The organism is Candidatus Pseudothioglobus sp. Uisw_016 (assembly GCF_048087635.1).
Taxonomy (GTDB): domain Bacteria; phylum Pseudomonadota; class Gammaproteobacteria; order PS1; family Pseudothioglobaceae; genus Pseudothioglobus.
Window position 1 is genome coordinate 916,025 of the sequence record NZ_CP159806.1, and the last position, 20,976, is coordinate 937,000.

23 protein-coding genes and 1 pseudogene are annotated in these 20,976 nt (G+C 37.6%); 9 read left to right on the forward strand and 15 right to left on the reverse strand.

What is annotated here, in order from left to right:
* Nucleotides 1-62 precede the first annotated feature (62 nt).
* Complete coding sequence (locus ABXT69_RS04590) at nucleotides 63-254, forward strand: hypothetical protein (protein WP_416677006.1); 192 nt, start codon at nucleotides 63-65, stop codon at nucleotides 252-254.
* Between the two features lie 84 nt (nucleotides 255-338).
* Nucleotides 339-1,172, forward strand: a complete 834-nt coding sequence (locus tag ABXT69_RS04595; RefSeq protein WP_416677007.1) for a phytanoyl-CoA dioxygenase family protein — start codon at nucleotides 339-341, stop codon at nucleotides 1,170-1,172.
* 23 nt (nucleotides 1,173-1,195) lie between these two features.
* Here the strand turns inward: ABXT69_RS04595 and ABXT69_RS04600 are convergent, their stop codons facing one another.
* The 4 genes and pseudogenes from ABXT69_RS04600 to ABXT69_RS04615 form a co-directional block, all read right to left on the reverse strand.
* A complete protein-coding gene (locus ABXT69_RS04600) occupies nucleotides 1,196-1,615 on the reverse strand; it encodes a DUF2306 domain-containing protein (protein ID WP_416677008.1) in 420 nt (139 codons plus the stop codon).
* 34 nt (nucleotides 1,616-1,649) lie between these two features.
* Nucleotides 1,650-2,897, reverse strand: a complete 1,248-nt coding sequence (locus tag ABXT69_RS04605; protein WP_416677009.1) for an aminotransferase class V-fold PLP-dependent enzyme — start codon at nucleotides 2,895-2,897, stop codon at nucleotides 1,650-1,652.
* Between the two features lie 41 nt (nucleotides 2,898-2,938).
* Nucleotides 2,939-3,715 (reverse strand): class II aldolase and adducin N-terminal domain-containing protein, encoded by a 777-nt coding sequence (locus ABXT69_RS04610; protein ID WP_416679554.1) that lies wholly within the window; start codon nucleotides 3,713-3,715, stop codon nucleotides 2,939-2,941.
* Nucleotides 3,695-3,886, reverse strand: a pseudogene (locus ABXT69_RS04615) (GntR family transcriptional regulator); the annotation flags it as partial. The pseudogene ABXT69_RS04615 and the gene ABXT69_RS04610, both read right to left, overlap by 21 nt.
* 133 nt (nucleotides 3,887-4,019) lie before the next feature.
* On the opposite strand from ABXT69_RS04615, the gene pta reads away from it, so the two are divergent.
* A complete protein-coding gene (gene pta / locus ABXT69_RS04620) occupies nucleotides 4,020-4,982 on the forward strand; it encodes a phosphate acetyltransferase (RefSeq protein ID WP_416677010.1) in 963 nt (320 codons plus the stop codon).
* Between the two features lie 2 nt (nucleotides 4,983-4,984).
* Here the strand turns inward: pta and ABXT69_RS04625 are convergent, their stop codons facing one another.
* Genes ABXT69_RS04625 through ABXT69_RS04635 form a run of 3 tightly spaced genes read right to left on the reverse strand, consistent with a single transcriptional unit; the run spans nucleotide 4,985 to nucleotide 8,303 of the window.
* Nucleotides 4,985-6,604, reverse strand: coding sequence for an electron transfer flavoprotein-ubiquinone oxidoreductase (locus ABXT69_RS04625; protein WP_416677011.1), 1,620 nt, complete (start codon nucleotides 6,602-6,604; stop codon nucleotides 4,985-4,987).
* 11 nt (nucleotides 6,605-6,615) lie between these two features.
* A complete protein-coding gene (locus ABXT69_RS04630) occupies nucleotides 6,616-7,542 on the reverse strand; it encodes an electron transfer flavoprotein subunit alpha/FixB family protein (RefSeq protein ID WP_416677012.1) in 927 nt (308 codons plus the stop codon).
* Complete coding sequence (locus ABXT69_RS04635) at nucleotides 7,542-8,303, reverse strand: electron transfer flavoprotein subunit beta/FixA family protein (protein ID WP_416650648.1); 762 nt, start codon at nucleotides 8,301-8,303, stop codon at nucleotides 7,542-7,544. Before ABXT69_RS04635 ends, ABXT69_RS04630 begins: the two co-directional genes overlap by 1 nt.
* Nucleotides 8,304-8,520: 217 nt before the next feature.
* Between ABXT69_RS04635 and ABXT69_RS04640 the strand changes: the two genes are divergently transcribed.
* Nucleotides 8,521-9,900 (forward strand): DEAD/DEAH box helicase, encoded by a 1,380-nt coding sequence (locus tag ABXT69_RS04640; protein ID WP_416677013.1) that lies wholly within the window; start codon nucleotides 8,521-8,523, stop codon nucleotides 9,898-9,900.
* 1 nt (nucleotide 9,901) lies between these two features.
* Here the strand turns inward: ABXT69_RS04640 and ABXT69_RS04645 are convergent, their stop codons facing one another.
* Both ABXT69_RS04645 and ABXT69_RS04650 read right to left on the reverse strand, forming a co-directional pair.
* Nucleotides 9,902-11,362, reverse strand: coding sequence for an ATP-binding protein (locus tag ABXT69_RS04645; protein ID WP_416677014.1), 1,461 nt, complete (start codon nucleotides 11,360-11,362; stop codon nucleotides 9,902-9,904).
* Nucleotides 11,359-12,027 (reverse strand): response regulator, encoded by a 669-nt coding sequence (locus ABXT69_RS04650; RefSeq protein ID WP_416677015.1) that lies wholly within the window; start codon nucleotides 12,025-12,027, stop codon nucleotides 11,359-11,361. Before ABXT69_RS04650 ends, ABXT69_RS04645 begins: the two co-directional genes overlap by 4 nt.
* 402 nt (nucleotides 12,028-12,429) lie before the next feature.
* Here ABXT69_RS04650 and ABXT69_RS04655 point away from each other — a divergent pair, with 402 nt between their 5' ends.
* Together ABXT69_RS04655 and ABXT69_RS04660 are read left to right on the forward strand one after the other, a co-directional pair.
* Entirely contained in the window at nucleotides 12,430-12,582 is a 153-nt protein-coding gene (locus tag ABXT69_RS04655; protein WP_271541460.1) for a hypothetical protein, read from the forward strand.
* A gap of 49 nt (nucleotides 12,583-12,631) precedes the next feature.
* On the forward strand, nucleotides 12,632-13,159 hold the full coding sequence (locus ABXT69_RS04660; protein ID WP_416677016.1) for a peroxiredoxin: 528 nt from the start codon (nucleotides 12,632-12,634) through the stop codon (nucleotides 13,157-13,159).
* A gap of 2 nt (nucleotides 13,160-13,161) precedes the next feature.
* Here ABXT69_RS04660 and ABXT69_RS04665 read toward each other — a convergent pair whose 3' ends face one another.
* Nucleotides 13,162-13,440, reverse strand: a complete 279-nt coding sequence (locus ABXT69_RS04665) for a GIY-YIG nuclease family protein (RefSeq protein WP_416677017.1) — start codon at nucleotides 13,438-13,440, stop codon at nucleotides 13,162-13,164.
* Nucleotides 13,441-13,540: 100 nt separating this feature from the next.
* Here ABXT69_RS04665 and ABXT69_RS04670 point away from each other — a divergent pair, with 100 nt between their 5' ends.
* Nucleotides 13,541-14,830, forward strand: coding sequence for an MFS transporter (locus ABXT69_RS04670; RefSeq protein ID WP_416677018.1), 1,290 nt, complete (start codon nucleotides 13,541-13,543; stop codon nucleotides 14,828-14,830).
* Nucleotides 14,831-14,841: 11 nt separating this feature from the next.
* Here ABXT69_RS04670 and ABXT69_RS04675 read toward each other — a convergent pair whose 3' ends face one another.
* The 5 genes from ABXT69_RS04675 to ABXT69_RS04695 are packed head-to-tail and all read right to left on the reverse strand — an operon-like array spanning nucleotide 14,842 to nucleotide 19,061.
* Nucleotides 14,842-15,456, reverse strand: coding sequence for an amino acid synthesis family protein (locus ABXT69_RS04675; RefSeq protein WP_416677019.1), 615 nt, complete (start codon nucleotides 15,454-15,456; stop codon nucleotides 14,842-14,844).
* Nucleotides 15,457-15,810, reverse strand: coding sequence for a cupin domain-containing protein (locus ABXT69_RS04680; protein WP_416677020.1), 354 nt, complete (start codon nucleotides 15,808-15,810; stop codon nucleotides 15,457-15,459). It abuts the gene before it with no gap.
* Between the two features lie 22 nt (nucleotides 15,811-15,832).
* The gene (locus ABXT69_RS04685; protein WP_416677021.1) at nucleotides 15,833-16,648 is read right to left on the reverse strand and encodes a phytanoyl-CoA dioxygenase family protein; all 816 of its coding nucleotides are present in this window, start codon (nucleotides 16,646-16,648) and stop codon (nucleotides 15,833-15,835) included.
* 54 nt (nucleotides 16,649-16,702) lie between these two features.
* Nucleotides 16,703-17,782: an alanine racemase gene (gene alr, locus ABXT69_RS04690; RefSeq protein WP_416677022.1), complete on the reverse strand. Its 1,080-nt coding sequence runs from the start codon at nucleotides 17,780-17,782 to the stop codon at nucleotides 16,703-16,705.
* A complete protein-coding gene (locus tag ABXT69_RS04695; RefSeq protein WP_416677023.1) occupies nucleotides 17,775-19,061 on the reverse strand; it encodes a D-amino acid dehydrogenase in 1,287 nt (428 codons plus the stop codon). Before ABXT69_RS04695 ends, alr begins: the two co-directional genes overlap by 8 nt.
* A 201-nt stretch (nucleotides 19,062-19,262) precedes the next feature.
* On the opposite strand from ABXT69_RS04695, the gene glyA reads away from it, so the two are divergent.
* On the forward strand, nucleotides 19,263-20,516 hold the full coding sequence (glyA, locus tag ABXT69_RS04700; protein ID WP_271537794.1) for a serine hydroxymethyltransferase: 1,254 nt from the start codon (nucleotides 19,263-19,265) through the stop codon (nucleotides 20,514-20,516).
* A 5-nt stretch (nucleotides 20,517-20,521) separates the two neighbouring features.
* Nucleotides 20,522-20,974: a transcriptional regulator NrdR gene (gene nrdR, locus ABXT69_RS04705; protein WP_271558716.1), complete on the forward strand. Its 453-nt coding sequence runs from the start codon at nucleotides 20,522-20,524 to the stop codon at nucleotides 20,972-20,974.
* The last annotated feature ends 2 nt before the right edge of the window (nucleotides 20,975-20,976 follow it).

Below are 20,976 nucleotides of genomic sequence, written 5' to 3' on the forward strand. Positions count from 1 at the left end.
TAAATTAAGAATAATTTAATGTAATTCTGTTACTATATTAATTAATTAAATCGGAGAAAATTATGGCAACTTATGAATGTAGTAATTGTGGAATGGGCGTTAATGCAACCTGCGCTAAATGTGATGAGCCACTTGTAGATGGTTTACTTAAGCTTGATGATGGTGGTGAAGTTCAAATCTCTGAGTGTCCAAATGGTCACGGAAAAATCAAATCACCAATGTGCTGTGGTAATGATATGAGCTGCGCGATTTAAAAGCGTTTTAAAGCTATTCCAATGACCCCTAGTATTAGTATTATTAGGGGTTTTATTTGTTAATAATTCAGAACACTCATCTCTATGAAAAGTTTACTTGCTCCAGAAGAAATTAAACATTTTAAGCGTGATGGTGCAGCCTTAATAAAAGGTAAATTTGATAAACAATGGCTAGACAAGCTAAGAAGAGGTATTGATGAAGATATCAAAAACCCCAGTCCAAGGTTTGAAAGGCACACCAAAGATATAAATGCACCTGGTTACTTTGAAGATTTCTGGACCTGGGATCTTTATAAGGACTTTAAAGACTTCGTTTTTAACTCACCAACAGCAAAAATAGCATCCGAGCTCTTGGAAGCTAAAAAAATAAACTTAGTAATGGACAATTGGTTTTTTAGAGAAGCGGGATCAAAATCTGGCGCTCCATTTCATCACGACATCTCCTACTTTGATTTTGAGGGTTCAATGTGTGTTCTTTGGCTTCCACTAGAACCTGTATCAAAGGAAGAGGGGATTGCTTGGATTAAAGGCTCCCATCTTTGGGATAAGCTTTTCATTAGAACGCGATTCAATGAAGGACATCTTGTAGATGGAGAGGCTGGTATTGTCAATGGCAAAACTTATGATATTACGCCAGATATTCTTAATAATAAAGATGATTATGAATTTCTACAGTGGGACCTTGAACTGGGAGATTGCATCTTTTTTGATATGCGAACGCTGCACGGAAGCTTAAATCAAGTAACGCCAAAAAAAGATATTCATCGATACACCTTAAGAATGGCTAAAGAAGGCTCTATAATTGAGTATCGAGGTGATTGGGCCCAAGAAGAAAGAGCAATGATGGAGGCAAATGGTTATCAAAATGGGGATGATTTGGATGGCAAAATGTTTCCAACTTTACATGAAGAAATATAATTATGCGTCACTTAGGATTAACATTAGCTTAAAAGCTTACTGTTAAATAACAACTCTCCTAGAAAGCGCCCAGGCATTAGCGTAAAAAATCCTGCAATTATTAAACCACCAACATAAAGATAAATCATTAAATAACGATGTTTTTTTGTTTCACCTTTTTTTATTGCTATATAGGCTGCTGGACAGGTATAAATCGTCAATACAGATAATAAATGTATAAGCCCAAAATGATTTAAAAGTAATCTTGGACCAGCAAATGCCGGAATAAATAGCGTAATAGATGCGGTTGTAAACATCAATAGTAAGTAGATTTTTCCAAGAAATTTATGCTGAGTAGAGCCTTTTCGCCTAATCATCATATAGGTTCCTATTGCAAATGCAGGCAGAATTGTTGCTAGATGCGCATACACAAGTGTGTAATAATTTAAAGGGTACTCAATCATTATTAAACCACCAAAAAAAGGCTAATGGCTTATTTTAAATGGTTTTTAAAGCGTTAATCAGGTTGTTAACATCCTCATGGGTGTTGTAGTGAACCATACTAGTCCTAACAACACCATCATCAACATTAATCCCAAGTGCCTTTAAACAGCGCCATGCATAAAAGTTATCATTTCGAGTAGCTATGCCTTGCTTAACCAGATCGCTACTTAATTCTTTGGAGGATTTATTATTCATAGTGAAGGCAATTGTAGGCGCTCTGTCTTTGTTACTTATTTTGGTTTTTCCTATAAGATTGATGTCATCTCGAGTATTGATATAATCCAGCAACGGGTTTGCTATTTCCATCTCATGCTTAGCAATCAGATCATTAACAGCTTCAATTTTTCCTCTAGTTGAAGCATCTTGGCCAGGGAAGTGATGCTCATATAAGTTATTGAAGTACTCATAAACGCCAATTAAACATGACAATTCTTCATGGTTTGGCCCGCCTGGATTAAGTGTGTATGGAACATCTCCTTCAAGAAATTCGTGATTTTGATTAGGTAGCTTATTTAGAATGTCTTTTTTTCCATAAAGAAGACCAAGATGTGGGCCAAACGTCTTGTAGAGACTAAATGCGTAAAAATCCACATCTAAGTCTTTTACATCTGGAAAGCCATGCGGCGCATAAGATACGCCATCACCAACAATATAAGCATCATACTCATGAACCAATTTTGCAATCGACTTAAGATCATTTATTGAGCCAACAATGTTAGAGCAATGGGTAACAGCTACTATTCTAGTTTTCTCTGATAAGAGGGCTTTTAAATCATCAATGTTAAGTTCAGCTGTTTCTGGATTGATTTGCCATTCTTTAATAATCATTCCATGCTCTGCTAGTCTTCGCCATGCGCCAACGTTTGCCTCATGGTCTTGGTTTGTAACGATGACCTCATCACCTGGCTTAAGGAGGCTTCTCATTGCGTTAGAAAGGACATACATATTCATTGTCGTTGAACCGCCTATAATTATTTCATCAGTTTTTGCATTGATCATCTCGGCAAAAAGCTTGGTGGCCTGGTCCATATTGTCACCTGCAATAGCAGATGTATCAAATTCAGCATAGGGCTGTACTTTGGTAGATGTCATAAAATGGTTTAAGTGCTCTATAACGTTAGTTGGAACATAGCTTCCTCCCGCATTTTCAAAGAATGACCATTTCGAACTTTTAGGGTCACTAAAAGCTGGGAATTGCGCTTTGACGTAATCGACGTCTAATGAGATATTGTTACTTGGCATTGGAGCTCCTTATCAAAAAAAAATAATACTACTGAGCAAATCTAATTTTTATAGTCTGCTTCTTCCTTATCTAAAATTCTTTTTAAAGCACCAAAATGCATATCTGATGCGTCATATTTTTGCCATTGCGCGGCAGTTTTTGTGGCAATCTTGTGTGATACTTGGTGCAATGCTTTGCCTGTTTGGTAAGCGCCAATGAGCGTTTCACAGGACCTCTCAAAATAAAAAAGGTCATCAAATGCTTTGGCAACTGTTTTTGCAGCAGTTAGAACGCCATGGTTACCCATTAACATTACCGAGTTATCACCTAATATGGTACTTAATCTCTCTGCTTCTTCGCCAAGACCCATACCGCTATATTCATAATCTATTGATACTTTTTCATAAAAGCGCATTGTATTTTGATCAATCGGCTTCATAGTTTTATCCTCTAAGCAGGATAAAATTGTTGCGTACTTAGGATGGACATGAAGAATACACCTTGCTTGAGGATTATTTCTATGCAAAGCGCCGTGAATTGCCCAAGCAGTTGGGTCTGGAGCATTAGGCTTAGACATTGTAGATTCATCATTTGAATCAACAAGAATAAGGTCGCTTGCACAGATCTGTGAGAAGTGCATTCCAATTGGGTTTAAAAGAAATTTAGAGCCATCATCTGAAACTGCTAAACTAAAATGATTTGCAACGGCTTCATGCATATTTAGCCTTGCAGCCCAGCGAAAAGCTGCTGCAAGATCTGTACGCTCTTTCTTGTAATCATTTTTATTAGCAACTAACTTGGACTGTACGCAAGTTCCTTTTCCATGGTAACGACGCAAAATATTGCTATTCTCTAGTTTATCAATTGCCTTTCTAACAGTTCCAACACTAACATTTAATTGTTTTGATAGTTGAGATTCTGATGGAATAAAATCGCCAACCATAAGCTCTTCACTTGTTATTTTGGCGTTTATATAATCTATAACGTTTTGGTAAAGCTTTTGATCCATGTAGCTTTTATTCTAAACTGTATGCTCTAAGTATACTCATATATATGTGTTAAGTGTGTGCATGAAGATGTCAGTCTATTTAGAATTAAAAAATTTTCGGGTAAACTATGATGAACTTTATTAAGACAGAATAATGGCGTTATTAGAAGATCTAACCAACAAGGCTAAAGCGAAATTTCCACGAATCTTATTACCCGAATCTAGTGACTCTAGAGTCTTAGAGGCGGCTCAAATTCTTTCGAGTCAAAAAATTGCTCAAATTGTGCTTTTTGACATAAATTCAGACCATTCTCTGGGTATGGAAACAATTAACCGTGAAAACGAAGATTTGAAGGCCAAGTATGCCCAAACCTTGTTTGAGATTAGAAAGCACAAGGGTATTACTTTAGAGATTGCTCTTGAAATGATATCAAACCCAACTGTTTTTTCAATGATTGCCCTTCATAGAGGCGATGTTGATGGCGTTGTCATGGGCGCTATCACTCCAAGCCAAGAGGTTCTTAGTAATGCACTTCGAATTATTGGCGTTTCTAAAAGCAGTAAACTAGTATCGAGTTTATTTCTGATGGCGTTTGATCAGAATCACAAAATGTATGGTGAAAATATGATTTTTTCAGATTGTGCAATGAATATTAATCCCAACTCTGAAGAGCTTGTGGAAATAGCCCAAAGCGCCTATGAAACGGCAAAATTGTTTTTAGAGGAAGAGCCTAAGTTGGCTATGCTTTCATTTTCAACAAATCAAAGTGCCAATCACTCGGAGGTTGATAAAGTAAGAGATGCAACCAATATTCTAAAGTCTAGGCTTGTAGATGCTCAAATAATAGGCAACATTCAGCTTGATGCTGCTCTAGATAATGAGGTCTTAAAAATTAAATATCCTGAGGCTTCATTCACGCCACCTGCAAATGTCTTAATTTTTCCAAACCTTGATGCTGCAAACATTGGTTATAAGCTGGTTCAGAGATTTTCAGGAGCCAAAGCAATTGGCCCAGTTCTTCAGGGGCTGGCAAAACCAGTTAATGACTTATCTAGGGGTTGTAGCGTGGATGAGATAGTTAATACTGTGGTAATTACTGCAAATCAATGTAGTTAAACTTACATTCCAATATAATTTGGCCCACCGCCGCCTTCAGGAGGCACCCAGTTAATATTTTGTGAAGGATCTTTAATGTCGCAGGTCTTGCAGTGAAGGCAGTTTTGCGCATTAATTTGGAAATAATCTTCACCATCTTTTTCAATTATTTCATAGACTCCCGCGGGGCAATACCTCTGAGCTGGCTCATCATAGAGTTTTTTATTGTGAGCTAAGGGGATTGATGCATCTGTTAACTTTAAATGAACAGGCTGATCTTCCTCATGATTCGTTCCAGACAAGAATAAAGAGGAGGTAATATCAAAACTCAAAACGTTATCTGGAGCGGGGTATTCTTTTATAGGCGAAGACTTGCTAAGGGTTAATGAATCGCAATCCCTATTCTCGTCTTTAATAGTGAACGGAAGTTTGTTTCGAAAAATATTTGATTCAATAAAGTTATAAGCTGCACCAAGATAAAAACCAAATTTGTGCATAGCGGCACTAAAATTTCTAGACTCATAGAGCTCTTTGTAAAGGGCACTACTTTTAAATAAGTCATCAAAATCACAGTTTTCTTCTGAAAGCACTTTATTAATATACTCAGCGGCCAATATTCCAGATTGGAGTGCACAGTGACTACCTTTAATCTTACTAGGGTTCAAAGTTCCAGCATCACAGCCAACAATCATGCCTCCATCAAACTCCATTTTTACAAGAGAGTTAATGCCGCCTTTGGTGATTGCTCGTGCACCATAAGAAACTCGTTTGCCAGATTCAAGATATTGCTTAATGGATGGATGCTGTTTAAATTGCTGGAATTCTTGAAAAGGGCTATGACTTGGATTACTATAATTGAGATCAACAATTAAGCCAACGGCGATTCTGTTGTTGTCAAAGTGATAAAGGAATCCACCACCGGACGTTCCACCTTTAAGAGGCCATCCCATACTATGTACAACATCACCGGGACTATGCTTATCATTATCAACTTCCCATACTTCTTTGAAGCCTATAGCAAAGTGTTGAGGAGTTTTTCCCTCGTCAAGATTAAACTCTTTTATCAACTTCTTACCTAGGTGGCCTCTTGCGCCTTCTGCAAAAATTGTCTGCTTAGCAAGTATGTCCATTCCAGGAGTATAGGTGCCTTTTTGATTTCCCTCTTTGTCAATTCCCATATCACCCGTTGCAATACCAATAACTCTTCCACTTTCATCAGTAAGGTACTTTTGGGCAGGAAAGCCTGGAAAGATATCAACGCCAAGCTCCATTGCTTTCTCAGAGATCCATTGACATAGCTCGCCAAGTGATATTATGTAATTTCCTTTGTTGTGAAGGCTTTTTGGCATTAACCAAGAAGGTATTTTTATACTTTTGTTATTGCTAGTAAGCCAGTATAGATCGTCTTTGGCTACAGGGGTCTTAAGTGTTGGGCAGTCCTTAGCATCTTCAGGAAATAAATCAAAGAGGGTTTTAGGCTCGAATACTGCTCCAGAAAGAATGTGTGAGCCGATTTCGGCGCCTTTTTCAAGTAGGCATACCGACAGATTAGGATTGAGTTGTTTGAGTTTGCAAGCAGATGCTAGTCCAGATGGACCCCCACCAACAACAACTACATCATATTCAATTGACTCTCTTTCCATTAACTAGCTTCCTAGACTTGATATTCGTTTAATTCTTTTAAAGCGCCAAATAGATCTGTCTGCCATACCAAATCTGCCATTCTAGACATAGGTGCATCAGGATCATTATTAATAACAACGATGACCTGTGAGTCCTTCATGCCGGCAAGATGTTGAATTGCGCCAGATATTCCTACAGCTAAGTATAGCTGAGGCGCAACTACTTTTCCAGTTTGACCAACTTGATAATCGTTAGAGATAAAGCCTGCATCTACGGCAGCTCTTGAAGCGCCAACTGCTGCATCAAGTTTATCTGCTAATTGCTCAATCAGAGCAAAATTCTCTTTGGATCCAAGTCCGCGACCACCAGAGACAATTCTTGCTGCTGTTGTTAACTCAGGGCGTTCAGATTGAGATTCTTGGAGTGAAATAAAGGTTGAGTTTGACTCGGGTATTGTTGATGACAATACTTCAACTTCAGCAGAACCTCCGTCGCCTGAATGTTCAAACGCAGTTGCTCTAACTGTCATGATAATTGTATCATCTGAAGACTCTACTGTTGCCATAATGTTTCCAGCATATAAGGGCCTCACAAATGTATTGTTTGACTTAATTTCACACACGTCTGATATTGGCTGAACATCTAGAAGGGCACCAACGCGCGGTAAAATATTTTTACTGTAAGTTGAAGAGCCTGAAACGAGGTATTTATAACCGCTCATTGCGTCTGCAATTAGCTTGCTCGCTACCTCTACATTGGCATTCTCAAGCGCATCATCAACAATCATTTTGACTGAGTTGATTCCAGCTAACTTGGATACAGATGCTGAGTTTGACGCGTCGTTCGTTAGAACCAGCGCGTCAATGCTATCCGAAAGCTGTGAGGCTGCAGTAATAGCCGCTCTGCTAGATGCATTTACTTCTGATCCGTTGAGTTCAATTAATATAAGTGCTGACATTACAGAACTCCCATTTGATTTAATTCTGAAAATAACTCTTCAGCAGAACTGATCTGCTTGGAGGCCCTATCTTTAGTTCCTGACTCCACAACACTGATAACTTTAATGCGCGGGGATGTATCAATCCCGAGGCTATCTAGCTCGATTGTCTCAAGGGGCTTGGATCTGGCCTTCATAATATTAGGGAGTGAAGCATATCTAGGCTCATTTAGCCTTAAGTCTACCGTTACAATTGCTGGGAGATTAAGCTTTCTAGTTTCAATTCCTGAATCTATTTCACGACTAACTTCAACACTACTGGCATCAGAGCTAAGGTCGAATTGCGATATAAAAGTACCCAAAGAATAGTCCAAAAGGCCTGATAGGATTTGACCCGTTTGGTTATTATCATTATCAACTGCTTGCTTGCCCATTATGATGAGTTCGGCTTCTTCACGCTTAATAATGTTAGCCAAAATTTTACCAACATGTAACGGCTGTAAATCAAGTTCAGATTCAGTTTTAATAAAGATTGCACGATCAACGCCCATTGCAAGAGCTGTTCTAAGAGTATCTACAGTTTTATCAGTGCCAATACTAACCGCAATAGTTTCGGTTGCAGCGCCACTTTCTTTAAGAGTTAAGGCCTCTTCAACTGCAATCTCACAAAAAGGATTCATAGCCATCTTTGCATTGGTAAGATCAACTTGCTCAGTTTGCTTGTTAACTCGGGCTTGCGTATAGGGATCAAGGACTCGCTTGATAGGAATAATTATTTTCATAGTTGATTAAATTTCGTTACAAAACTCGCGAATAATACCATATAAATTACCTTTGTCTAGAGCAAGAAAATACAATTTTATTATAACTAAATAGCATAAGGTTCAATGTAAAACATAGTCTTCTTTTTTGCTCACCATTTCCATTCATATTTGAGATTACAAGTTATGGCTCAACTAAGCCCGTAAAATACACCCATATTTTTTTTGATGCTACCAGATGAGTTTTTCAACGCTAGGACTATTACCACAACTTCTTGATGCTATTGAAGCGCAAGGCTACTCGGATGCTACGCCAATTCAGGAAAAATCTATCCCTATTGTTTTAGAGGGAAAAGACTTAATGGCTGCTGCTCAAACTGGTACAGGAAAGACTGCAGGTTTTACGCTGCCAATATTACAAATCCTTTCAGATGGTAAAAGGCCATCATCAAATCACACTCGCACTCTTATATTAACGCCAACCCGAGAGCTTGCTGCACAAATCCTTGAAAGTGTTAAAACTTATGGTCAGAACTTGCCGTTGAGCTCAACAGTCGTTTTTGGAGGCGTTGGTATTGGCCCTCAAATGCAAAAGCTTCGTAAGGGGATTGACATATTAGTTGCAACTCCTGGAAGGCTACTCGACCTTCATTCTCAAAATGCTGTCAATTTTAATGAATTAGAGATATTGGTTTTGGATGAAGCTGATCGTATGCTTGACATGGGGTTTATTCATGACATTAAAAGAATTATTAAATTATTACCAAAAAAACGTCAAACATTAATGTTTTCAGCAACTTTTTCTGAAGACATTCGCAGGCTTGCAAAGGGTCTTGTCCATGAACCAGCTGAGATTTCAGTTACGCCCAGGAACTCTACAGTTGAGGCAATAAAGCACTGGATTTGTCCAGTAGATAAGTCTAGCAAAACTGCACTTTTAACCCATTTAATTAACAAGGGAGAGTGGCAACAAGTTCTCGTATTTAGTAGAACCAAGCATGGCGCTAATAGAATTGCTACTAACTTAGAAAAGAAAAACATTAGTGCAACTGCAATTCATGGAAATAAAAGTCAGGGCGCAAGAACTCGTGCATTAGCTGACTTTAAAGCTGGAAAAGTGAGAGTCCTTGTGGCTACTGATATTGCAGCGCGCGGAATTGATATTGACCAACTCCCGCACGTGATTAATTTTGACTTACCGAGCGTCCCAGAGGACTATGTTCATAGAATTGGCCGAACTGGAAGGGCGGGAAGAGGCGGCGAAGCAATTTCTTTGGTCAGTGCAGACGAAGCCAAACAATTATTTGATATTGAGCGCCTCATCCAAAAAGAACTAGAACGCGAGTTAATTGATGATTTTGTGCCAAAGCATGATCTTCCAAAGTCGCGCGAACTGCTTCCAGTAAGGTCCAAAAAATCAAAAAAACTAAACGATCAAAAGCCCCAAGGAAGAAATAGAAATAGAAATCGTAATAGAAGTAGAAACAAAAATGATTCTCAGGGCAGTGCTGCTAAAAATAGTGATGGCCAAAAAGATGAGAGAGAGAAACCAAATAAGGCAAAAAAACGCGTATTTTGGAGTAAAAAACCAAGCAGAAAGCCTAAGCCTTTAAGCTAGGCTACTTAATATTAGTAGGAAACCTTAGTTTTGCTTCAGCTCCTTGCTGAATAAAGCGGTTCTGAAGGGTTACCTCGCCTCCATGAAGCTGCATTATCTTTCGAACAAATCGAAGTCCTAAGCCGTTTCCTCGAACCCCTGTATCTGGCCTAGAGACAGAGAAAAACCGGGTAAACAACTTGCTGAGAACGTGTGGAGGTATTCCTGGTCCATCATCAAGAACGATAATTGAAATTGCAGCATTAGTTTCAGAGGCCTTAATGGTAATTGTTCCTGATTTTGGACTAAAGTCTAAAGCGTTATTTACAATATTTCCAATAGCTTGCTCTAGTAATATTTTTTCAGCCTTAATTAGAGATTTATTGTTGATCTCAAGAACTATATTTAAATCTTTATCTGAGATATTTTTTGAGCGGCTAGGCGCCTTTAAAACGTTATTAACAATCTGCAAAATGTTCAGTGGCTCAATGGCCTTAAGCGTTTCCCGTCTTTCAATTCTTGATAGATCGAGCAATCTATTAACCAGAAGATCCATATGCTTATTTGAATCCAGTATGTTCTCAATAAACCTTTTTCTTTGCTCGTCACTCATGGGACTGAGTAGGTTTTCAGCAGTAAGCTGAATTCCTGTTATAGGCGTTCTTAATTCGTGCGCAAGGGTGTCAATATACTGCTCAACATCGTCCTTAAGCTCAACCTCAGCCCGTGCATTTTCAATAGTTTTTGCAAGTTTATTGAATTGATTATTAAGGTCAGGAGCAGCCACATCTTCGCCACTAAAAAGACTGGTGGTATATTTTTCTATGCGCCTGATATTTCTGGAGATCCTGTAACTACCTAACGCACCAAAAATTAATGAAATTAGAAAAATATAAAAGATAAATTGTAAGAGATAGTTTTGATCTAATAAATCCATTAATGGTGCTACAACAACTACCGCACCTAAGATTTCACCGTTGTTTCCATAAATTGGATTTGAAGCGTTAAGAAACCTTGACTGGTAAAGGTATTCAACGACAACTCCTCTAGCTTTTTTGGGCCCAGGAACATTCTTGACAGCAACTCTGGTGATGTCTTGAACGCCACTTAGGGCTGAATCAACTTCATTATGAGCTCTCATGTCCTTGCCGAGTATAAGTCCTCTAGAATCTAATACAAGGAGGCCATCCTTGTCAGTAACATAAATTGCAAGGTTTTCAAGTTTTTGATTACTGTTGGGATCTATTGTGTTTCTTTGAGAGCGTAAATAGTTAACAATCAAGCTTTCAAAGGTTTCTAAATCAATTTCACCATCTTTGTTGTTTTGAGAGGCTACTCTGCTCATTAGACTTGAAACCTCAACCATGACTGATTTTGCTGATTCAAGGGCGGTTCTGTGAGCAAATACCCAAAGTAAAGTTGAACTTATAATGAAGTAGAGAAGAAAGAGTTTGGTACCAATGTTGAGCTTAAAGTGTCTCATTCAATTAGGCTATATCCAATTCCTCTATGGGTTTCAATAAAATCGCTGTTTTCGTCAACCTCATGAAGCCTCTTGCGAATAGACTTAATATGAGTATTAATAGTTTTAATGTCAGAGCCATGGGGCCTGTCCCAAATAATGCTCATTAAAAACTCTCTGGAGTGAACTCTGTTCGGGTTTTTAACAAGGTGAGATAAAATTTTAAATTCTGCAGGAGTAAGCGTTAGCTCAATCTCATTAAAAACCACTCTTTGCATAGCATGATTAATACCAAACTTTGAGCTTCCAGAAGTAGTATTTGCTTTTCCAGTTCTTAGCTGAGCACGAACATGAGCAACAACGAGTCTTGGGCTTAATGGTTTTGTTACGTAAGCGTTAGCTCCAAGACCTTCAAGACCAAGAACCTGATCCGACTCATCATCTCTTGCTGAAATAATAATAACAGGTAAGCTGTATTTTTCACGGACCTTTCTAAGGACGTCAAACCCACTCATATCAGGTAAACCAACGTCAAGAAGAATTAGGTCAACTTCGTTATTGTTTAAATACTCAAGTGCGTCTTGACCATTGTCAAACCACTTGCAATTAAAAGAGTCTTGCTCGAGGATGAAAGCAATACTCTCAGCAATTGTTTTATCGTCCTCAACTATTAAGATGGTTTGCATTTAAGATAATAATTTCTAATAAAAAAAAGTTATTGTAGTTTAAAACAAAAAAATTGAAAGAAACTTCATAAAGTCTTCATCAAAACTCCATTGATTAAACATTTGAAAGTTTGACGCAGTGATTATTATATGCATATTGTTTTTAGTTTATTAGAGCCGTTGCAATTACAACCCCTTTAAATTGCAACTAAACATAATGCTAATAATCTCTTCATTTGTAAATGGATTATACATAAGCATTATGCAAGTCTCTAATAGCTAAAGGCAATATTTACGAATTTTAAGTTTTTTAAAGAACCTCAAAACTTTTGTCATTCTCTCTCCGTTTGGCATAAGAGGTACCCGCTTTAGTTGACAGGTCACTCCTTATCAGTCAACTAAGGCATTTTTCTTGGATTAACTATGAATCAAATGCAGAAGCAACTATCTTTAAAACCATCCTTAGCAAATATTGCTAAATCTTATTGTAAGAGGAATAATATCAATGAAAAGCAATTTTTAAAAGCAATGAAATGGTATCAAAGCGCTATAAGTAACTCTAAGAAAAATAAATAAATCTATTTTTTTTAATTAAAATCAACCTAAATTCAAAGGCTATTTCATAATGTTCATAAAATCTATCAAAAAAGTTTTTCTTGTATCTTTTTTATTAGCATTTTATTCCACGTCTTATGCATCGTTGGAATTAGGCGATAAAGCGCCAAACTTTATTCTTGATGATCAGAATAGTCAAAGTCATCAATTGACGGACTATAAGGGTAAATGGGTAATTCTTTATTTTTATCCTAAAGATGACACGCCTGGCTGCACCACTCAGGCATGTGACTTTAGAGATGCGGTTAAAAGGATTATTGCAAGTAAGTCTGTTGTATTTGGTGTAAGTCTTGATAGTGTCGAATCTCATAAACGCTTTTCTGACAAAAATAATTTACCTTTTTCACTGCTCTCAGATGAAGAAGGCATAGTTGCAAAATCTTATGACTCTCTTAATAGCTTTATTGGCTTTAAGAGCGCAAAGCGAAATACCTTTATTATTAATCCTGAAGGGTTACTATCTAAAATTTACTTATCAGTAGATCCTAAAACGCACTCACAAATGGTCTTAAACGATCTGTCTATATTGCAAGAATAGCTTTAGTTTGATTTATTTAAATGAATTAAAGCTGTTTTAGTTTTCCTTGTCATTTTTTTAATTACAATTTCTCTTTTTAAAGCCTCACTTCTTGATATAGCATTCTCTTGATAGACTAGTTCTAATGGCTGTCTTGATCTGGTGTATTTAGCGCCACCTTTAATTTCACCATTGTGCTGTTTAAGACGATTTTCTATATTATTTGTAATTCCGCAATAGAGTGTTTTGTCGCCGCATTCAAGAATATAGATAGTCCATATTTTTTCAGAGATATCAATCATTTAAACTTTTTACCATAATTGTGAAAACACTCTGCAAAAATACATTAAAATCCATTTTTTTATAAAAAAAGTGTCATGATAAACTGTTTCTTTTTTATCAATGATTTTTTTATACTCTAATGGAACTGAAATTGTTATGTTGACTATCGTTATGCGCGCTATATGGCCATTATTCCTAGGAATATTATTTATTAGCTTGGGAAATGGCTTACAGGGAACTTTAAGTAGCTGGAGGGCAGATTATGAAGGTTTTTCTGTTCTTACAACTGGCCTAGTAATGTCGGGTTATTTTTTGGGCGCTTTTGCAAGCTCTTTGATATCTCCTGGTCAAATCAAAAAGACTGGCCAAATTCGAACTTATGCTGCTTTTGCTTCAATCGCCTCAACTGCAATTCTAATACAGTTATTATTTATTGAGCCACCCGTCTGGTTTGTTGCTCGGTTTTTGTCAGGTTTTTGTGTTGCTGGAATCATGATAATTGTTGAGGGATGGCTCAACTCAATTTCTTCTAATGAAAATCGTGGGCAACTATTTTCAATTCATATGATGGTTGTTTGGGGTGGCCTTGCAATGGGTCAGGGCTTATTTGTGATTGATAGCCCAGCAGGTGTAAATTTATTTCTACTTGCCTCTATCTTGCTTTCAGTCTCCCTAATCCCAATCCTGTTAACTGAAATAAAGGCTCCTGAAGTTGAGATGCAGGAACCCTTAGGTTTTAAGGCATTATGGAAAGCCTCACCTTCAGGGGTTGCAACGATTGGTATCTCTGGGCTCGCTTCTGCAGGCTTCTTTGGTGTTGGAACAATTTACGCAATTCAGTCGGGTTTAAGCATTTCTGAGACCGCACTTTTTATGACTCTTTTTATTGGTTTTGGCGCCTTATCACAGTGGCCACTTGGCTGGTTATCTGACAAGATTGATCGAAGAAAGGTAATTCTACTTTGCTGCTCAATAGTTATAGGGGTTTGTGCACTTCTTGTAATGTTTGATTTTTCTAAAACTACTTTTTTAGTTTTAAATGGATTGATTGGTGCAAGCACATTACCACTCTATTCACTTGGTGTTGCTCAAACTAATGACCGCTTAAAGCCAAGTCAAATGGTTAGTGCTAGTGGAACAATTGTTTTTGTTTTTAGTGTCTTTGCGGCATTAGGACCCTTCACGATGAGTTATTTCCTGAATTTATTTGATAGCATTGGCTTCTTATTGTTCTTAAGCCTAGTTCACTTGGTAATCGGGGTAACAGTGTTTGTTATGATGTTTATTAATGAAGATGTTGACGAGTCGGATCAATCAGACTTCCAAGTTATGGCGCAAAGACCAAGTATGGTTGCAATGGAAGTGATTGCAGAGGAAGCTATAGAATCTCAATCAGATTCAGAAAGCTAATAAATTCTTGGCTATACGTTTGCAGGGTTGTCTTCGTCATGACCTAAGTCTTTCAAATCTTGATATCGGTCACCTATTCTATGATGCGGTCTACCGCCGATTGAAGCGCCTAGCGCGATGACCAACTCATCATCTGCCGGAGCGTCAGGTATAGCGAGCTGAATTGTCAAGTAATGAGAGCGCCGCCCGGCATCATTTTTATCCATTAAAGGAATCATGATTGGCGCATTTGCACCGCCCCTTGTATTACAAAATGACAAGTAAGATTGAGCTCCAACAGCTTCACGATAGTAATTGCCAAATCGAAGTGTATGGATAATGGCAGAAGCATGCTCAATTTCACCCTTAAGTCCTACTATGGCTGATTTTCCATATCCCTCTACTTTATCTCCTGAGCCAGCTTCCTTAATAATCATGGCGGTTAATATTTCACCAAGCTCTGGCGCAACATTTAGTATTCCTGGCTTGAGGTCTTGTGTAAATTTACTGGCATTTTGCAGGTCAACCCAAGGATTTTTTATAACAGCAATCGCTGCTATTAAAGTAAGCGGTTTGTCTGCTTTTTTGTTACCTTCAATAAGAGTTTTTTCAACGTGTAATAGCGTTTTCCTAATTTTAACTGGCATTTACTTCTCCTTCAAAGGTATATTTAAACCTCTTTGAAAAACAATAATTAAGGCGCCTTTTTCAGAATAAGAAGAGTGCTGACTACCAGGCTTAAAAGAAACAAATTCACCTTTATTAAAGACTGTTCCGTCTGAGTCAATTAGCTCACCTTCCACTATGAAGAACTCCTCAAAGCCCATATGCGTATGCGGGACAGTTTGTGCGCCTGGGTCCATTTTTAAGACATAGCTTCCTTGCCCTGATACTTGGTCATAACTGATGATATGCCAACTCATTTTTGGAACGGAAGAGCCGTAACGATCAAATGGCATAAATTCAACATTGTGAACATCAATTATTTTTCTATCATTCATAAGTTTTGTCTAGACGTTAAATTTAAAATTCAGACTGTAGCCAGTTATCTCTTGCATAGTGGCAATCTTGATCCACTAAATGTAGGCTAAACGCTTGTCGAGATCGCTCTGATGTATTTGCAGCACTATAATGAGGAAGCTGACCATGCAAGATAATTAGAGTACCAGCCTTAACCTCAAGCATGTCTAACTCGTTATCAGGAAAAGGACTATCATCTAAAATTTCAAACTCAGTACCTCCTCCAGAAGACAATTTAAAGCGTTTTTTAAGTGGAATTGAGTGTCCTCCAGTAATTGCTTGTAAACAGCCATTTTCTTTATTTGCATCCTCAAGGGCTACCCAAAAACCGATACAGCTCATTGGGCTTGTGTATAAGAATGTTGAATCTTGATGAAGTCCAACCTCCCCACCAATACTAGGCTGCTTAAAGATGTGCATGGATTGTAGCTTTCTGGGTTTTTTGATTCCAAGTTGTAGGCCAATTTCTGGCAAATTAAGCTCATTGATTACTTTTTTATAGACAGGGTCTAATTCATGCTGCGCATGGCCTATCTTATTAATAGATTTTTGTTTGGGAACGGTAAAGTTTCCATTGTCATCGATTGCCTTTTCTTCAAAAAAAAATCGAATTTGATCTCCAGAGCTTAAAAAATATTCATCACTCGTTCTTTCCTGTTCATCAGTTGTAAACACTGAATGTGAAGAGGGTGGCTGAAAATCATCAATAAGTTTTTCAGCGCGCTTCATTAAAAGCTCTCTTTGCTCTTGATTAATAAAATCTTCTACAACTACATATCCATCTTTATTAAATGCGTTGATTTGGTTAAGTGAAAGCATGGTTTTTTAAGAAATACAATAATGAATTGAATGCATTATATTAGTATTAAAAAATTATTGGACGTAAGTTTTATAAACTCTATTGGTAATTTTACTAAATATTTCATAAGAAATGGTATTGCAGAATTCTGCAAGCTCATCTACAGGAATATTTTCACCAAAGAGTTCAACTCGGTCGCCAACTTGAGGATTTAAAGCATTACTTAAATCAATGGTCATCATGTCCATCGAAACTCTTCCTGCTACTGAGCATCTCAAGCCATTGATAAACACAGGAGTTCCATCTTTAGCGCTTCGGGGATAGCCATCTGCATAGCCAATAGCCACAACGCCTATCAGCGTATCTTTCTTGCAAATAAAACGCTCACCATAGCCAATTGATTGGCCTGCTTTAAAGCTTTTTACAGAGATCAGTGAAGAAGATAGAGTCATCACAGGAGCTAACTTTTTTTGATGTAATGTATCTTTAAATGGAGAGGAGCCATAAAGCATAATACCTGGGCGCGTGTAATCTTTATGAGTTGATTCCCAGGCTAAAATAGCAGCCGAGTTAGCTAAAGATAATGAATAATTATGATTACCACTAGCATTTTCAAAACCAATAACTTGCTCTGAAGTCGACTTACTCTTTAGGTTGTCAGCACTAGAAAAATGTGTCATCAGGGTTATCTTATTAATGTTATTACTTTTTTCTAGAGAGGTAATAGCCTCCTTAAATTGAGCATCTTGAAAGCCAAGCCTTCCCATTCCAGAGTCGTGCTTAATAAAAACATCAATCTTTTTATTTATTGTGGCCTTAAGAATCCACTCAAGTTGAAGTGGGCTGCATACTGTTATTGTTAGGTTATTTTTAATTGCTAAGGTAAGCTCCGATAACTCAAAGATACCTTCCATAAGCAAGACTGGGGTTTTGCTTAATCCAGAAGCCCTTAACTCAATAGCCTCTTCAATACACGCAACGCCAAAAAAATCAGCACAATCTTCTAGATATTTTGCAACCTTAACAGCGCCATGACCATAGGCGTTAGCCTTAACAACTGCAATTGCATAGGAGTTAGCAGATAAGGATTTAGCGTAAAGATAGTTTTGTTTAATTGCGCTAAGATTTATAACTGCAGTGCACTTTCTAGCCATAATTTAAATTCGTCTTATTAGAGTACTTATAGCGACTCATGTCAATTCCTTCTAATGATATTTCAGGCTCATTACCCGAAACTATATTTGCTAATAGTTTGCCAGAGCCTAGAGACATTGTCCATCCTAGAGTTCCATGACCGGTATTTAAATATAAGTTTGAGTAAGGCGTTGCACCAATTATAGGAGTTGAGTCAGGAGTGCTAGGCCTAAAGCCTGTCCAAAAGTTAATATCATTAGTTTCTTTTGCCGCATGAGGAAAAAGATTATTGAGGCCTTTTTTTAAAGAATGAAGTGACTTTTCTCTGAGACTTGAATTATGGTCTGTCAAATGAGCAATTCCAGCAACTCTTATAGTATTTCCAAGTCTGGTAATACCAACTTTATTCTTATCATCCATTATCGTTGACTGAGGAGCATCTAGATCATTTAATACTGGAAGGGTAATGGAGTAACCTTTAACTGGATAAATAGGAATATCAATACCCACACTGGAGAGAATTTTGGGTGAGTGACTGCCAAGCGAAACTACATAATTATCTGCAGTTAGTTCGCCATGATTTGTCTTAACTGAAGAAACTTTATTGTTATCAACACTAAAAGATTCAATATGGGAATCAAATTCAAATTTAACGCCCATCTCTAGACATTTTTTATACAATTCACTGGTAAATAAATAACAGTTTCCTGTGTAATCATTGATGAATCGAAGGCCACCATAAAGTTTATTTCTAATATATTGAAGTCCAGGCTCAGCCTCTACGCAGCCTTGGGCATCAAGCACTTCATATTGAATATTAAATTTCTTTAGGATTGCCATATCTTGTTTTGCTTTTTCAAGATCCTTAGGACTCCAAAATAACTGAAGTGATCCTTGTTTTCTGTGCTCATAATTAATATCAAATTTACTCTCTAAATCGATTAAAGTTTTTTGAGAATAGTTTGCAATTCTAAGCATACGGCTTTTATTAATTTCATAGCTATTAGGGTTGCAATTTTTATACGTCCGATACATAAACTTAATCGTTTCAAGGCTAACGTTTGGATTAACAACCAATGGTGATGTTCCGCCAAGAGTCCACTTAATCAAACTCAGTGGTAAGCTTGGTGTTGCCCAAGGTGATGAAAATGCATACGATAGCTGACCTGCATTAGCATGACTTGTTTCCATAGCCACACTCTTTTGCCTGTCGACAACAGTTACATTATGTCCCTGCTTAGCAAGGAAATAAGCTGAAGTTGTGCCAATAATTCCGGCACCTAAAACTAGCACATTCATTGTTTAAAAAAATAAATATAAAAGGTAATTTTACCACTGAGAAATATCAATGATTTACTCAAGAATTGAACTTAATTTCAAATAATAAAACTGTATTAAAAACATACTACAATCTTTTAAAAAAAAAGAATAATTTAGTTTGGATATTACTAAATAAAGTGGTTAAAATTAACGTTTTAAGATTCCTTTTATGGAGCTATTATGTTTGATAAAAACCTAACATTAAATGATGTTGATCCTGAGATTGCAAATGCAATAAATGCTGAAAATGCAAGACAGGAAGCGCACATTGAATTAATCGCATCTGAAAACTATACTTCGCCGAATGTCATGTTTGCACAGGGCTGTCAAATGACCAATAAATATGCTGAGGGCTATCCTGGTAAGCGATATTACGGTGGCTGTGAGCACGTCGATGTTGCTGAAACCTTAGCTATAAGTAGAGCAAAAGAATTGTTTGGAGCTGCCTATGCAAATGTGCAGCCACATTCTGGCTCAACTGCGAATGCTGCAGTCTTTCAAGCGCTTTTAGTTCCAGGCGATACTATATTGGGAATGAGTCTAGCGCATGGTGGTCACTTAACGCATGGCGCTGCGCCTTCTTTTTCAGGTAAAAATTTTAATGCTATTCAATATGGCCTAGATGAGTCCACTGGTGAGATTGATTACGACCAAGTTGAGCGTCTAGCGCTAGAGCATAAACCAAAAATGGTAATTGCTGGCTTTTCAGCATACTCAAGGATTGTTGATTGGGCTCGCTTTAGAGAAATCGCTGACATGGTAGGAGCTTACCTTCTTGTTGATATGGCTCATGTTGCAGGTTTAGTAGCAACGGGTGACTATCCTTCTCCTATTGAATTTGCTGATGTGTGCACTACAACGACTCATAAAACCTTGAGAGGTCCACGTGGCGGCTTAATTGTTGCTAGAGCAAATCCAGAAATTGAAAAAAAACTCAACTCTGCTATATTCCCAGGAATACAGGGTGGGCCTTTAATGCATATCATTGCAGCTAAAGCGATTGCCTTTAAAGAGGCTATGAGTGATGACTTTAAAGCGTATCAAAAACAAGTCGTTATTAATGCTAGAGCTATGGCAAGCGTTTTCCTTGAAAGAGGCTATGATGTTGTTTCAGGCGGCACCGATAATCATGTTTTCTTAGTAAGCTTTATAGAGCAAGGGCTAACAGGAAAAGCTGTTAATAATGCGCTAGGTGAAGCCCACATTACAGTAAATATGAACTCCGTTCCAAATGATCCCCAGTCACCTTTTGTTACCAGTGGAATACGTGTTGGAACTCCTGCGGGAACAACAAGAGGTTTTGGTGAATCTGAGTGCAAAGACATCACCAACTGGATTTGTGACATTTGTGATGATTTAGAAAATCAATCTGTTATCGATGAAGTAAGAGCAAAAGTTGGAGAGCTTTGTTCTAGATTTCCAGTTTATAAGTAACTGCTATGAGATGTCCTTTTTGTCAATCTGATGACACCAAGGTCCTAGATACTAGATTACTTGATGATGGCTCTCAAGTCCGCCGAAGAAGGGAATGCATCGCTTGTGGGGAAAGACACTCTACTCGTGAAACAGTTGATTTAAATTTACCAAGACTCATTAAAAGTGATGAATCAAGGCAATCATTTAGCGAAGATAAGCTACGCTCTGGATTACTAAAAGCTCTTGAAAAACGGCCCGTTGAAATTTCAAAAATTGAAACTGCAATTCAAAAAATTCAGCGAAAACTGATGGCCCAAAATGATAGAGAGGTTCCTTCATCAATGCTCGGAGAGTGGGTGATGGAAGAACTGAGAGCGCTCGATGAAGTTGCATACATAAGATTTGCTTCGGTTTATCGTCAATTCCAAGATATTGAAGCTTTTAAAAGTGAAATTGATAAATTAATGAATAAATAATC

What these genes read in the sequence shown, in the direction of transcription:
- ABXT69_RS04590 (WP_416677006.1), top strand. Translation starts at nt 63, where the DNA reads ATGGCAACTTATGAATGTAGTAATTGTGGAATGGGCGTTAATGCAACC.
- ABXT69_RS04595 (WP_416677007.1), top strand. Translation starts at nt 339, where the DNA reads ATGAAAAGTTTACTTGCTCCAGAAGAAATTAAACATTTTAAGCGTGAT.
- ABXT69_RS04600 (WP_416677008.1), bottom strand. Translation starts at nt 1,615, where the DNA reads ATGATTGAGTACCCTTTAAATTATTACACACTTGTGTATGCGCATCTA.
- ABXT69_RS04605 (WP_416677009.1), bottom strand. Translation starts at nt 2,897, where the DNA reads ATGCCAAGTAACAATATCTCATTAGACGTCGATTACGTCAAAGCGCAA.
- pta (WP_416677010.1), top strand. Translation starts at nt 4,020, where the DNA reads ATGGCGTTATTAGAAGATCTAACCAACAAGGCTAAAGCGAAATTTCCA.
- ABXT69_RS04625 (WP_416677011.1), bottom strand. Translation starts at nt 6,604, where the DNA reads ATGGAAAGAGAGTCAATTGAATATGATGTAGTTGTTGTTGGTGGGGGT.
- ABXT69_RS04630 (WP_416677012.1), bottom strand. Translation starts at nt 7,542, where the DNA reads ATGTCAGCACTTATATTAATTGAACTCAACGGATCAGAAGTAAATGCA.
- ABXT69_RS04635 (WP_416650648.1), bottom strand. Translation starts at nt 8,303, where the DNA reads ATGAAAATAATTATTCCTATCAAGCGAGTCCTTGATCCCTATACGCAA.
- ABXT69_RS04640 (WP_416677013.1), top strand. Translation starts at nt 8,521, where the DNA reads ATGAGTTTTTCAACGCTAGGACTATTACCACAACTTCTTGATGCTATT.
- ABXT69_RS04645 (WP_416677014.1), bottom strand. Translation starts at nt 11,362, where the DNA reads ATGAGACACTTTAAGCTCAACATTGGTACCAAACTCTTTCTTCTCTAC.
- ABXT69_RS04650 (WP_416677015.1), bottom strand. Translation starts at nt 12,027, where the DNA reads ATGCAAACCATCTTAATAGTTGAGGACGATAAAACAATTGCTGAGAGT.
- ABXT69_RS04655 (WP_271541460.1), top strand. Translation starts at nt 12,430, where the DNA reads ATGAATCAAATGCAGAAGCAACTATCTTTAAAACCATCCTTAGCAAAT.
- ABXT69_RS04660 (WP_416677016.1), top strand. Translation starts at nt 12,632, where the DNA reads ATGTTCATAAAATCTATCAAAAAAGTTTTTCTTGTATCTTTTTTATTA.
- ABXT69_RS04665 (WP_416677017.1), bottom strand. Translation starts at nt 13,440, where the DNA reads ATGATTGATATCTCTGAAAAAATATGGACTATCTATATTCTTGAATGC.
- ABXT69_RS04670 (WP_416677018.1), top strand. Translation starts at nt 13,541, where the DNA reads ATGATTTTTTTATACTCTAATGGAACTGAAATTGTTATGTTGACTATC.
- ABXT69_RS04675 (WP_416677019.1), bottom strand. Translation starts at nt 15,456, where the DNA reads ATGCCAGTTAAAATTAGGAAAACGCTATTACACGTTGAAAAAACTCTT.
- ABXT69_RS04680 (WP_416677020.1), bottom strand. Translation starts at nt 15,810, where the DNA reads ATGAATGATAGAAAAATAATTGATGTTCACAATGTTGAATTTATGCCA.
- ABXT69_RS04685 (WP_416677021.1), bottom strand. Translation starts at nt 16,648, where the DNA reads ATGCTTTCACTTAACCAAATCAACGCATTTAATAAAGATGGATATGTA.
- alr (WP_416677022.1), bottom strand. Translation starts at nt 17,782, where the DNA reads ATGGCTAGAAAGTGCACTGCAGTTATAAATCTTAGCGCAATTAAACAA.
- ABXT69_RS04695 (WP_416677023.1), bottom strand. Translation starts at nt 19,061, where the DNA reads ATGAATGTGCTAGTTTTAGGTGCCGGAATTATTGGCACAACTTCAGCT.
- glyA (WP_271537794.1), top strand. Translation starts at nt 19,263, where the DNA reads ATGTTTGATAAAAACCTAACATTAAATGATGTTGATCCTGAGATTGCA.
- nrdR (WP_271558716.1), top strand. Translation starts at nt 20,522, where the DNA reads ATGAGATGTCCTTTTTGTCAATCTGATGACACCAAGGTCCTAGATACT.